A 14155-nucleotide genomic window follows, 5' to 3' on the forward strand; every position below is an offset into this window, starting at 1 on the left:
TCCGTTATGCAGACTTCGTGCTGGATTCCTCCGAGCGTGACCGCACGGTATCGACGAGTTCGCCGAAAGTCTTGATACTGGCGATACGCTCGTCATTCAGCGAAATCGTGTACTTTCGTTCCAATATGTCCGCAATACCAAGCAGGCCGAGCGAATCCAGACCCAGTTCCTCGAATGTCGCGGAGGGGTCCACCTTGTCGATCTCGATGCTGTAGTGATTTTCTAGATAGTCGGCAATGTCGCCGTACACGTCCGTTTCGAGGCTCATCAGGATCTCCGATTCACTGTGCAGAACGGCTCTCGCGGGCCAATTATTTGCAATGAACGTAGCGACAGCGTTGTCGAACGCGGCGACGGCAATGTCGCGTTCAAGTCGGCTTTCTTCCAGGCGCGGCGCTTCTTACCGCATAGTCACCGCATGCACCACATAACAAGTGCTTCGAGGATCTCCCCTATCCGGCCCCGCCCGGCATCGCGCAAGTCGACTTGCGTATGACCATAATCGGGTCGGCCCGGCTGCGCAACACAAGTTGCTGTGACTCAACTCATCCATAGTCAGATGAAGTAGGGGGTTGCGGTTGGGGGTCGAAACCTGTTGGCGGCGAAGCAGATCCACCTAGGAGGGGCGTAAAGCCTCGCGCATCCTCGCGTTCTGCACGCGATCCTCGAGGTTCTGCACGCGCAGAACGGGCACCGCGACGACCTGCCGACAGCGATACGGTCATCGTCTGCCGAGTGCCATCCGGTGCTGAGTGCCATCCGGCCGAACCCTGGCGCAGAGCATCGGATGCGCCGCGACAGGGTCGGCGACCGCGCCCTCCAATCGGTCCGGATCTACTTGCCCACAATCGAATTCGAGATCCAGATTTCTTCCGAACCGTCCGGCTCGACGCGCCGTTCAGCTCCGGTCCCATTCGGTAAAATCTCAATCAAATCCCACTGCCGGGCAATGCGCTGTAGCGTCGTTATACTGCGCAAATGCCTGAAGAGTTGAGCGTGTCATCCCAGGTCAACAGCACGACAGACATCGTTACTTCCGTTCGTGACGCGGTGCTGTCGGAAATCATGAATGGCACCCCGGTACACGCTGTGTCTGTCGCGGCGGTCGCTCGGCTCGCCGGCGTACACGAGACATCGGTCTATCGACGCTGGAAGACCCGCGAACGCATGATCCTCGACGCGCTGACGGCGCGAAGCGAGGCGTCGCTGGTCGTACCCGACCACGGCTCGCTCCGCGAAGATCTGACGGATCTCATGAAACAGGCGTGTGATTATCTCGGCAGTCCGATCGGGCGATCTCTTTTGCAAATGAGCGTTGTCCCGACGGACAACCCTGCCGTTGGCGAGGCACGGCGACTGTATTTCGACACGCGGCTTCGGGCGATGGCGCCTGTCGTCGAGCGCGCGATCACCCGCGGTGAGGTCCAGCCCGGAATCGCCGCCATTGATGTACTCGAGCCATTATTCGCCTCGATCCAGTTGCGTGTGATCTTGACGGGCATGCCGATAACTCCGGACCTTCCCGAAAGGTTGGTCCGCGTCGTGGTCGACGGAGTCCTGTCCGGACGTTAGATCCACGCCACCATGCCCGAGACCGAGATCGACACGGCTGCAAAGCTTTCATTCGACCGCGAGCCGGCGCTGCTTCGCACCATCGGGACGACACCTCGCCAGGTGCGCGGCATGGCGATCGCGATCGCGGTTCCCGCGATGATCGTCGGGGTGCTGCCCGGCATCGGGCTCGATGCGTTTCTTCCTCGCACGAATGCTCGACGCGGGTGTCGTGCAGGCACCGATCGACCTCGTGATCACGGTCGGGCGTCCGTCGCATCCCAGACATCTCGACTGGTCCACCGCGAACTGCTGATTTTCGCCAATGTCGAGGTAGCTGTCCGACGCCCCCGGCGAACAAGCCCTGTGCCACCTAGAACCATTGCAACGCAACATATTCCGCCGGCACGACACAGCGATCTCATGTACTCCGGCCAGGCGGCGCTGCCGCTTTCTGACGATCTGTAGATCGATCGTCGTTGTCGGATGGGGAATCCACGGCCGACATGTTGACTTCAAGGACCTCTCACAGCAGCTTGTCGTCACACCTCCGCCCGACTGCTAGCCCCGTCCCTACGACCAGGAGCCACAGTGGAAAACTGGCAGACCAGTGCTACCCACACCCGAAACACTCCTGTCCGCGCGCCGAAGGCGCGCGGACAGGAGCAAAACCTATCGGTGGATCGGGGCTCAGGTTTGAGTGATGGTGTTGGTGTCCAGGGTGACTTGACCGTTGCGGGCCAATACGCGTCCGGTCACGGTGGTTCCGGTCTGCACCGTGATCGAGGTCAACGCCATGATGGTCCCGACGAAGGTGGTGTTGGTGCCCAATGTCGCTGAGCTACCGACCTGCCAGAAGACGTTGGAAGGCGAGGCTCCGTTGATGAGGCTGACCGTGCTGTTCGTCGCGGTGATCAGTGTCGACCCGGCCTGGAAGATGAACACCGCGTTGGGATTACCCTGCGCATCGAGGGTGACGGTGCCGGTCAGACCCATTGCGGCAGCCGTGTTGTATACCCCCGAAACCAGGGTTAGCCCGCCGATGTCCGCCGGCACCCCGATGTCCGGCGTCCTGCCCTCCGCATCGTTGTAGGCGGTTGTCAGATCAGTTTGGGCTTGGAGCGCAACTGCGTCCGCGACATGCTGTGTTCCATTGATCACTGTTCCCGGCGGGAACCCGGTCACTGCGCTGCCGGGGCTGAGCCCCAGATCGCCGGAGACGACCGAGGCGCCGGTGTTGGTGACTGTGGCCCCCGCCAATACAGCGAACGACGAGGCTGTCCCTAAATCAACCGGAGCCAGAACCGGCACGTAGGTGTAGGAGATCCCGTTGCTGGTTCCCCCGGCGGTGGTGGCGGTGACCTGCACGGTCCCCGTTCCCGCGGGGGCGATGGCCGTGATCTGAGTGGCGGAGTCGACGGTGAACGAGATTGCCGGGGTGGCACCGAAGTCGACCGCCGTGGCCCCGGTCAGATCTGTTCCGGTGAGGACGACCGTTGTTCCACCGGTTGCCGGACCCGTGTTCGGAACGACCGTGGTCAGGGCCGGTACCGCGACATAGGTGTAAGAGACACCATTACTTGTTCCACCCGCGGTGGTGACGGTGACCTGCACCGTCCCGACCGCACCCGCGGGGGCGACCGCTGTGATCTGCGTAGCGGAGTCGACGGTGAACGAAGTCGCCGGTGTAGCACCGAAGTCGACCGCCGTGGCCCCGGTCAGATCTGTTCCGGTGAGGACAACCGTTGTTCCACCGGCCACCGGACCCGCATTCGGAACCACCGTGGTCAGGGCCGGTACCGCGACATAGGTGTAGACGACACCGTTGCTGGTTCCCCCGGCGGTGGTGGCGGTGACCTGCACCGTCCCCGTTCCGGCGGGTGTAACGGCCGTGATCTGCGTAGCGGAGTCGACGGTGAACGAAGTCGCCGGTGTAGCACCGAAGTCGACCGCAGTGGCCCCCGTCAGATCTGTCCCGGTCAGGACAACCGTTGTTCCACCGGCCACCGGACCCACATTCGGAACCACCGTGGTCAGGGCCGGTACCGCGACATAGGTGAAGCCGACACCATTACTGGTTCCACCCGCGGTAGTGACGGTGACCTGCACCGTCCCGACCGCACCCGCGGGGGCGACCGCCGTGATCTGCGTAGCGGAGTCGACGGTGAACGAAGTCGCCGGTGTAGCACCGAAGTCGACCGCAGTGGCCCCGGTCAGATCTGTTCCGGTGAGGACAACCGTTGTTCCACCGGCCACCGGACCCGCACTCGGAACCACCACGGTCAGAGCCGGCACCGCGACATAGGTGTAAGAGACACCGTTACTTGTTCCACCCGCGGTGGTGACGGTGACCTGAACCGTCCCCGTTCCCGCGGGTGTAACGGCCGTGATCTGCGTGGCGGAGTCCACGGTGAACGAAGTCGCCGGTGTAGCACCGAAGTCGACCGCAGTGGCCCCGGTCAGATCTGTTCCGGTGAGGACAACCGTTGTTCCACCGGCCACCGGTCCCACATTCGGAACGACCGTGGTCAGAGTGGGGACCGCGACATAGGTGTAAGAGACACCATTACTGGTTCCACCCGCAGTGGTGACGGTGACCTGCACCGTCCCCGTTCCCGCAGGGGCGACCGCCGTGATCTGAGTGGCGGAGTCCACGGTGAACGAGATCGCCGGCGTGACACCGAAGTCGACCGCCGTGGCTGCGGTCAGATTCGTTCCGGTCAGGACAACCGTTGTTCCACCGGCCACCGGTCCCACATTCGGAACGACCGTGGTCAGAGTGGGGACCGCGACATAGGTGTAAGAGACACCGTTACTGGTTCCACCCGCGGTGGTGACGGTGACTTGCACGGTTCCGGTTCCCGCAGGGGCAACGGCCGTGATCTGGGTGGCGGAATTCACGGTGAACGAAGTCGCCGGTGTGACACCGAAACTCACCGCAGTGGCCCCCGTCAGATTCGTTCCGGTCAGGACGACCGTTGTTCCACCGGCCACCGGACCCACACTCGGAACCACCGTGGTCAGAGTCGGTACCGCGACATAGGTGTAAGAGACACCATTACTGGTCCCACCCGCGGTAGTGGCGGTGACCTGCACCGTCCCCGTTCCCGCAGGGGCGACCGCCGTGATCTGGGTGGCGGAATTCACGGTGAACGAGATCGCCGGTGTGACACCGAAGTCGACCGCAGTGGCCCCCGTCAGATCTGTCCCGGTGAGGACAACCGTTGTTCCACCGGCCACCGGACCCGCACTCGGAACCACCACGGTCAGAGCCGGCACCGCGACATAGGTGTAAGAGACACCGTTACTTGTTCCACCCGCGGTGGTGACGGTGACCTGAACCGTCCCCGTTCCCGCGGGTGTAACGGCCGTGATCTGCGTGGCGGAGTCCACGGTGAACGAAGTCGCCGGTGTAGCACCGAAGTCGACCGCCGTGGCTGCGGTCAGGTTCGTTCCGGTGAGGACAACCGTTGTTCCACCGGCCACCGGTCCCACATTCGGAACGACCGTGGTCAGAGTGGGGACCGCGACATAGGTGTAAGAGACACCATTACTGGTTCCACCCGCAGTGGTGACGGTGACCTGCACCGTCCCCGTTCCCGCAGGGGCGACCGCCGTGATCTGAGTGGCGGAGTCCACGGTGAACGAGATCGCCGGCGTGACACCGAAGTCGACCGCCGTGGCTGCGGTCAGATTCGTTCCGGTCAGGACAACCGTTGTTCCACCGGCCACCGGTCCCACATTCGGAACGACCGTGGTCAGAGTGGGGACCGCGACATAGGTGTAAGAGACACCGTTACTGGTTCCACCCGCGGTGGTGACGGTGACTTGCACGGTTCCGGTTCCCGCAGGGGCAACGGCCGTGATCTGGGTGGCGGAATTCACGGTGAACGAAGTCGCCGGTGTGACACCGAAACTCACCGCAGTGGCCCCCGTCAGATTCGTTCCGGTCAGGACGACCGTTGTTCCACCGGCCACCGGACCCACACTCGGAACCACCGTGGTCAGAGTCGGTACCGCGACATAGGTGTAAGAGACACCATTACTGGTCCCACCCGCGGTAGTGGCGGTGACCTGCACCGTCCCCGTTCCCGCAGGGGCGACCGCCGTGATCTGGGTGGCGGAATTCACGGTGAACGAGATCGCCGGTGTGACACCGAAGTCGACCGCAGTGGCCCCCGTCAGATCTGTCCCGGTCAGGACAACCGTTGTTCCACCGGCCACCGGACCCACACTCGGAACCACCGTGGTCAGAGTCGGTACCGCGACATAGGTGTAAGAGACACCATTACTGGTCCCACCCGCGGTAGTGGCGGTGACCTGCACCGTCCCCGTTCCCGCAGGGGCGACCGCCGTGATCTGCGTAGCGGAATCCACGGTGAACGAGATCGCCGGTGTGACACCGAAGTCGACCGCCGTGGCCCCCGTCAGATCTGTCCCGGTCAGGACAACCGTTGTTCCACCGGCCACCGGACCCACGTTCGGAACGACCGTGGTCAGAGTGGGGACCGCGACATAGGTGTAGGAGACACCGTTACTGGTTCCACCCGCGGTGGTGACGGTGACTTGCACGGTTCCGGTTCCCGCAGGGGCGACCGCCGTGATCTGCGTAGCGGAGTCCACGGTGAACGAAGTCGCCGGTGTGACACCGAAACTCACCGCAGTGGCCCCCGTCAGATCTGTCCCGGTCAGGACGACCGTTGTTCCACCGGCCACCGGACCCACACTCGGAACCACCGTGGTCAGAGTCGGTACCGCGACATAGGTGAAGCCGACACCATTGCTTGTTCCACCCGCGGTAGTGGCGGTGACCTGCACCGTCCCCGTTCCCGCAGGGGCGACCGCCGTGATCTGCGTAGCGGAGTCGACGGTGAACGAGGTTGCCGGTGTGGCACCGAAGTCGACCGCAGTGGCCCCCGTCAGATTCGTTCCGGTGAGGACGACCGTCGTTCCGCCGGCCACCGGTCCCGCACTCGGAACCACTGTGGTGAGGGTGGGTACCGCGACATAGGTGTAGGCGACACCGTTGCTGGTTCCACCCGCGGTGGTGACGGTGACTTGCACGGTTCCGGTTCCCGCGGGTGTAACGGCCGTGATCTGAGTGGCGGAGTCGACGGTGAACGAAGTCGCCGGTGTAGCACCGAAGTCGACCGCCGTGGCCCCCGTCAGATTCGTCCCGGTCAGGATCACCGTTGTTCCACCGGCCACCGGACCCACATTCGGAACCACCGTGGTCAGGGCCGGTACCGCGACATAGGTGTAAGAGACACCGTTGCTGGTTCCCCCGGCGGTGGTGGCGGTGACTTGTACCGTACCGGTTCCCGCGGGCGTGACGGCCGTGATCTGGGTGGCGGAGTCGACGGTGAACGAAGTCGCCGGGGTGGCACCGAAAGTCACCGCCGTGGCCCCGGTCAGATCTGTTCCGGTGAGGACGACCGTTGTTCCGCCGGCCACCGGACCCACATTCGGAACCACCGTGGTGAGGGTGGGTACCGCGACATAGGTGTAAGAGACACCGTTACTGGTTCCACCCGCGGTAGTGACGGTGACCTGAACCGTCCCCGTTCCCGCAGGGGCGACCGCCGTGATCTGCGTAGCGGAGTCGACGGTGAACGAAGTCGCCGGTGTAGCACCGAAACTCACCGCAGTGGCCCCGGTCAGATTCGTTCCGGTCAGGACAACCGTTGTTCCACCGGCCACCGGACCCACATTCGGAACCACCGTGGTCAGGGCCGGTACCGCGACATAGGTGAAGCCGACACCATTACTGGTTCCACCCGCGGTAGTGACGGTGACCTGCACCGTCCCCGTTCCCGCAGGGGCGACCGCCGTGATCTGCGTAGCGGAATTCACGGTGAACGAGATCGCCGGTGTGACACCGAAGTCGACCGCAGTGGCCCCCGTCAGATTCGTCCCGGTCAGGACAACCGTCGTCCCACCGGCCACCGGACCCACATTCGGAACCACCGTGGTCAGGGCCGGTACCGCGACATAGGTGAAGCCGACACCATTACTGGTTCCACCCGCGGTAGTGACGGTGACCTGCACCGTCCCCGTTCCCGCAGGGGCGACCGCCGTGATCTGCGTAGCGGAGTCCACGGTGAACGAAGTCGCCGGTGTGACACCGAAGTCGACCGCCGTGGCCCCCGTCAGATCTGTCCCGGTCAGGATCACCGTTGTTCCACCGGCCACCGGTCCCACATTCGGAACGACCGTGGTCAGAGTGGGGACCGCGACATAGGTGTAGGAGACACCGTTACTGGTTCCACCCGCGGTGGTGACGGTGACCTGCACCGTCCCCGTTCCCGCAGGGGCGACCGCCGTGATCTGCGTAGCGGAGTCCACGGTGAACGAAGTCGCCGGTGTGACACCGAAGTCGACCGCCGTGGCCCCCGTCAGATCTGTCCCGGTCAGGACAACCGTCGTCCCACCGGCCACCGGACCCGCACTCGGAACCACCGTGGTCAGAGTCGGTACCGCGACATAGGTGTAGGCGACACCGTTGCTTGTTCCCCCGGCGGTGGTGACGGTGACTTGCACGGTTCCGGTTCCCGCGGGGGCGACCGCTGTGATCTGGGTGGCGGAGTCGACGGTGAACGAAGTCGCCGGGGTGGCACCGAAAGTCACCGCCGTGGCCCCGGTCAGATCTGTTCCGGTGAGGACGACCGTTGTTCCACCGGCCACCGGTCCCGCATTCGGAACCACTGTGGTGAGGGCCGGTACCGCGACATAGGTGTAGGCGACACCGTTGCTTGTTCCACCGGCGGTGGTGACGGTGACTTGCACGGTTCCGGTTCCCGCGGGGGCAACGGCCGTGATCTGGGTGGCGGAGTCGACGGTGAACGAGATCGCCGGGGCGGCACCGAAGTCGACCGCCGTGGCCCCCGTCAGATCTGTCCCGGTGAGGACGACCGTTGTTCCGCCGGCCACCGGACCTGTGTTCGGAACCACCGTGGTCAGGGCCGGTACCGCGACATAGGTGTAGGAGACACCATTACTGGTTCCACCCACGGTAGTGACGGTGACCTGCACCGTCCCCGTTCCCGCAGGGGCGACCGCCGTGATCTGCGTAGCGGAGTCCACGGTGAACGAAGTCGCCGGTGTAGCACCGAAGTCGACCGCAGTGGCTGCGGTCAGATTCGTTCCGGTGAGGACAACCGTTGTTCCACCGGCCACCGGACCTGTGTTCGGAACCACCGTGGTCAGGGCCGGTACCGCGACATAGGTGTAGCCGACACCATTACTGGTTCCACCCGCGGTAGTGACGGTGACCTGCACCGTCCCCGTTCCAGCGGGTGTAACGGCCGTGATCTGAGTGGCGGAGTCGACGGTGAACGAGGTTGCCGGTGTGACACCGAAACTCACCGCAGTGGCTGCGGTCAGATTCGTTCCGGTGAGGACAACCGTTGTTCCACCGGCCACCGGACCCGCACTCGGAACCACCACGGTCAGGGCCGGTACCGCGACATAGGTGTAAGAGACACCGTTGCTGGTTCCCCCGGCGGTGGTGACGGTGACCTGCACCGTCCCCGTTCCCGCGGGCGTGACGGCCGTGATCTGGGTGGCGGAGTCGACGGTGAACGAAGTCGCCGGTGTAGCACCGAAGTCGACCGCCGTGGCCCCCGTCAGATTCGTTCCGGTCAGGACAACCGTTGTTCCACCGGCCACCGGACCCACATTCGGAACCACCGTGGTCAGGGCCGGTACCGCGACATAGGTGTAGGAGACACCATTACTGGTTCCACCCACGGTGGTGACGGTGACCTGAACCGTCCCGACCGCACCCGCGGGGGCGACCGCTGTGATCTGAGTGGCGGAGTCGACGGTGAACGAAGTCGCCGGTGTGACACCGAAAGTCACCGCAGTGGCTGCGGTCAGGTTCGTTCCGGTGAGGACAACCGTTGTTCCACCGGCCACCGGACCTGTGTTCGGAACCACCGTGGTCAGGGCCGGTACCGCGACATAGGTGAAGCCGACACCATTGCTTGTTCCACCCGCGGTAGTGGCGGTGACCTGCACCGTCCCCGTTCCCGCAGGGGCGACCGCCGTGATCTGCGTAGCGGAGTTCACGGTGAACGAAGTCGCCGGTGTAGCACCGAAGTCGACCGCAGTGGCTGCGGTCAGATTCGTTCCGGTCAGGACAACCGTCGTTCCGCCGGCCACCGGTCCCGCATTCGGAACCACCGTGGTCAGGGTGGGTACCGCGACATAGGTGTAGGCGACACCATTGCTGGTTCCACCCGCGGTGGTGGCGGTGACTTGTACCGTCCCCGTTCCCGCGGGTGTAACGGCCGTGATCTGAGTGGCGGAGTCGACGGTGAACGAGGTTGCCGGGGTGGCACCGAAAGTCACCGCAGTGGCCCCGGTCAGATTCGTTCCGGTCAGGACAACCGTTGTTCCGCCGGCCACCGGTCCCGCACTCGGAACCACCGTGGTCAGAGTGGGGACCGCGACATAGGTGTAGGAGACACCATTGCTGGTTCCACCCGCGGTGGTGACGGTGACTTGCACGGTTCCGGTTCCCGCAGGGGCTACGGCCGTGATCTGGGTGGCGGAGTTCACGGTGAACGAAGTCGCCGGTGTGACACCGAAACTCACCGCAGTGGCTCCCGTCAGATTCGTCCCGGTCAGGACAACCGTCGTTCCACCGGCCACCGGTCCCGCACTCGGAACCACCACGGTCAGGGTGGGTACCGCGACATAGGTGTAGGCGACACCATTACTGGTCCCACCCGCGGTAGTGACGGTGACTTGCACGGTTCCGGTTCCAGCGGGGGCTACGGCCGTGATCTGGGTGGCGGAGTTCACGGTGAACGAAGTCGCCGGTGTGACACCGAAACTCACCGCAGTGGCTCCCGTCAGATTCGTCCCGGTCAGGACAACCGTCGTTCCACCGGCCACCGGTCCCGCACTCGGAACCACCACGGTCAGGGCCGGCACCGCGACATAGGTGAAGCCGACACCATTGCTTGTTCCACCCGCGGTAGTGGCGGTGACCTGCACCGTCCCGACCGCACCCGCCGGGGCGACCGCCGTGATCTGCGTAGCGGAGTCGACGGTGAACGAAGTCGCCGGTGTAGCACCGAAGTCGACCGCCGTGGCCCCGGTCAGATTCGTTCCGGTCAGGACAACCGTTGTTCCACCGGCCACCGGACCCACATTCGGAACCACCGTGGTCAAGGCCGGTACCGCGACATAGGTGTAGCCGACACCATTACTGGTTCCACCCGCGGTAGTGACGGTGACCTGAACCGTCCCGACCGCACCCGCGGGGGCGACCGCTGTGATCTGAGTGGCGGAGTCGACGGTGAACGAGATCGCCGGTGTGACACCGAAACTCACCGCAGTGGCTGCGGTCAGATTCGTCCCGGTCAGGACAACCGTTGTTCCACCGGCCACCGGACCCGCACTCGGAACCACCACGGTCAGGGCCGGTACCGCGACATAGGTGTAGGCGACACCATTACTGGTTCCACCCGCGGTAGTGGCGGTGACCTGCACCGTCCCCGTTCCCGCAGGGGCAACGGCCGTGATCTGGGTGGCGGAATTCACGGTGAACGAGATCGCCGGTGTGACACCGAACTTGACCGCCGTGGCTCCAGTCAGATTCGTTCCGGTCAGGACAACCGTTGTTCCACCGGCCACCGGACCCGCACTCGGAACCACCGTGGTCAGAGTCGGTACCGCGACATAGGTGAAGCCGACACCATTGCTTGTTCCACCCGCGGTGGTGACGGTGACCTGCACCGTCCCGACCGCACCCGCCGGGGCGACCGCCGTGATCTGGGTGGCGGAATTCACGGTGAACGAGATCGCCGGTGTGACACCGAACTTGACCGCCGTGGCTCCAGTCAGATTCGTCCCGGTCAGGACAACCGTTGTTCCACCGGCCACCGGACCCGCACTCGGAACCACCGTGGTCAGAGTCGGTACCGCGACATAGGTGAAGCCGACACCATTGCTTGTTCCACCCGCGGTGGTGACGGTGACCTGAACCGTCCCGACCGCACCCGCCGGGGCGACGGCCGTGATCTGGGTGGCGGAATTCACGGTGAACGAGATCGCCGGTGTGACACCGAAAGTCACCGCCGTGGCCCCGGTCAGATTCGTCCCGGTCAGGACAACCGTCGTCCCACCGGCCACCGGACCCGCACTCGGAACCACCGTGGTCAGAGTCGGCACCGCGACATAGGTGAAGCCGACACCATTGCTTGTTCCACCCGCGGTGGTGACGGTGACTTGCACGGTTCCGGTTCCCGCGGGCGTGACGGCCGTGATCTGAGTGGCGGAGTTCACGGTGAACGAAGTCGCCGGTGTAGCACCGAATTTGACCGCGGTGGCAGTGGACAGCCCCGTCCCGGTGAGGACGACCGTCGTCCCGCCGACCACTGGTCCTGAACTGGGAGCGATGCTGGTCAGGGCGGGAACCCCGGCATAGGTGTAGGACACTCCGTTGCTGGCACCACCCGAGCCGGTGACGGTGACCTGCACCGTGCCCGTCCCCGGGGGGGCGATCGCGGTGAGCTGCGTGCTGGAATTCACGGTGAAGGTGGTGGCGGTGGTGCCGAACCGCACGGTGAGGGGGCCGGTGAACCCGGTGCCGGTGATCGTGACACTGGTACCGCCCGAGGTGGGTCCCGCGGTCGGGGAGATGGACGTGATGGTGGGTACGACGACATAGGTGTAGGTCGCCCCGTTGCTGGTTCCGCCCGGGGCGGTGACGGTGATCTGCACAATGCCGGTTCCAGCAGGAGCGACAGCCGTGATCTGCGTGTTCGAGACGACCGTGAAGGAGGTTGCCGCCGCACCACCGAAGCTGACTGCGGTGACACCTGCCAGATTGGTGCCGGTGAGGGTGACCGTGTTCCCGCCAGTGGTGGGCCCCTGAGTGGGACTCACGCTGGTCAGGGAAGGAACCGGGAGATAAGTGTAGGAAACACCGTTACTGGTACCACCACCCGACGTGGTGACGGTGACCTGCACCGTACCCGACCCCGGAGGGGCGATGGCCGTGATCTGCGTGGGGGAGTTCACCGTGAAAGTGGTCGCCACCGCGCCGAACTTCACGTTGGTGACAATAGGGACGAACCCGGTGCCGGTAATCGTGACACTGGTATTCCCTGAGGCGGGCCCCGAGGTCGGAGAGAGGGAGGTGATGGTTGGCATGAGTATCTTCCTTCGAGAGTCGGTCCGAGCCTGGGGGCAGTGGGCCGGGGCAGATTGTGGTGCTGGCGGGAGCCGGCCCCGGGTGGGGGCACGAGAGCCTGACCGCTGCCATAGCGGTATCGCCGATGACGTTGCCAGCGGTCAGTAATGCGGCTCACCGTTGCCGGTGACGGAGTTGCATTTCAAGTAGGAGGCGTCGCCAGGTTCGCGCTGCCACTTCCTCCATAATTTAGAATTGGCTACATTTTTCCTAGCAGACATTTGAGTGGATAAAAACCCATCCGCAAGCATACGTCTACGGAAATCGGAGAGCAATAGTTTATTTTGAATACAAGCCGCGAGACTGGCCAGGTCAGCAGCAGTTTAAGTAGAATTTTCGCGAATTCCGACAGCGTTTTACCGCGAATTCTGACGGCGTTTTACCGCGAATTCCGACGGCGATTTACGCGAATTTCGACGGCGCTTCATATCGAGTTATTAGCGAATTTCGACGGCATCAGCGATGCGTACCGTTTCCGAATTCGGAACGTTTGTTTCTCACATACGGTCCGGGCCATCCAATGGATCCGAAGCAGGGGCGCCGACGAGCCGCTTGTTGAGCAGACGCAGCGGCAGGCTCGACGGCATCGTCGGCGTGAGTCGAGGCTCGGGCAGGTCAGCGGGGTTTGTCGGTGGGTTCGGTTGCCTTGGCATGGGCACCGCGATAGCTGCGGGTGCCGGTCTCGATGATGTTGCCGCCGAAGGTAAGTCGGTCGATGATGGCGGCGCAGAGCCCGGGGTCGGTGAAGGTTTTGGACCAGCCGGCGAAGCTGCGGTTGGAGACGATCGCGACCGACTTCCGCTCCTCGCGTTCGGTAAGCACCTGGAACAGCAATTCGGCGCCGCGTCTGTCCAGTTCTGTGTAGCCGAGTTCGTCGATGCAGAGCAGATCGACGCCGCTGTAGCGGGCGATGGTATTGGTGAGCCGTTTGCCATCGACGGCTTCGATCAGTTTGTTGACCAGCCTGGCAGCCAGGGTGTATCTGACGCGGTATCCGGCTTTCGCCGCCTCGGCGCCCAAGGCGATGAGCAGATGGGATTTCCCGGTGCCGGAGTCACCGATCAAGCACAACGGCAGCCCTTCCTTGACCCAGTCGCATGTAGCGAGAGTGCGGATCATGGCAGGGTCGACACTGAGGTTGGCACCGAAATCGAAGTCACGCAACGTTTTAGAGCGAGGGAACCCGGCGGCCTTGATGAGCCGTTCGGAACGGCGACGGGCTGTCACCTGTTCCGCCTGTAGCTGTGGTTTGCGTTCGCGGACATAGGCACTGACTCGCTGATACGACACGTCCCGCACGCCATGCTCTTCGAGCAAACGGTGATAGATCCGGGTCGCCGTGTGACGTTGCCCAGGAGGCACATCCAGATCGGCGCGCAGAACATCGTCGATGAACGG

General features: G+C 63.9%; 5 protein-coding genes. 2 read left to right on the plus strand and 3 right to left on the minus strand.

The genetic code is table 11. The features are described 5' to 3' along the window. Positions 1 to 4: 4 nt before the first annotated feature. On the minus strand, positions 5 to 268 hold the full coding sequence (locus OG874_RS29150; protein ID WP_330250301.1) for a phosphopantetheine-binding protein: 264 nt from the start codon (positions 266 to 268) through the stop codon (positions 5 to 7). Between the two features lie 710 nt (positions 269 to 978). Between OG874_RS29150 and OG874_RS29155 the strand changes: the two genes are divergently transcribed. Both OG874_RS29155 and OG874_RS29160 read left to right on the plus strand, forming a co-directional pair. After that, positions 979 to 1572: a TetR-like C-terminal domain-containing protein gene (locus tag OG874_RS29155; protein WP_330250302.1), complete on the plus strand. Its 594-nt coding sequence runs from the start codon at positions 979 to 981 to the stop codon at positions 1570 to 1572. A 12-nt stretch (positions 1573 to 1584) separates the two neighbouring features. Continuing rightward, complete coding sequence (locus tag OG874_RS29160) at positions 1585 to 2019, plus strand: ABC transporter permease (protein ID WP_330250303.1); 435 nt, start codon at positions 1585 to 1587, stop codon at positions 2017 to 2019. A 222-nt stretch (positions 2020 to 2241) separates the two neighbouring features. Here the strand turns inward: OG874_RS29160 and OG874_RS29165 are convergent, their stop codons facing one another. Beyond that, on the minus strand, positions 2242 to 12717 hold the full coding sequence (locus OG874_RS29165; protein ID WP_330250304.1) for an IPT/TIG domain-containing protein: 10476 nt from the start codon (positions 12715 to 12717) through the stop codon (positions 2242 to 2244). A gap of 655 nt (positions 12718 to 13372) precedes the next feature. Next, positions 13373 to 14137 carry an IS21-like element helper ATPase IstB gene (istB, locus tag OG874_RS29170; protein WP_442943437.1) on the minus strand — a complete coding sequence of 255 codons (765 nt, stop codon included), beginning with the start codon at positions 14135 to 14137 and terminating at the stop codon, positions 13373 to 13375. Between the last annotated feature and the right edge of the window lie 18 nt (positions 14138 to 14155).

This window comes from Nocardia sp. NBC_00565, assembly GCF_036345915.1.
Taxonomy (GTDB): Bacteria; Actinomycetota; Actinomycetes; order Mycobacteriales; family Mycobacteriaceae; genus Nocardia.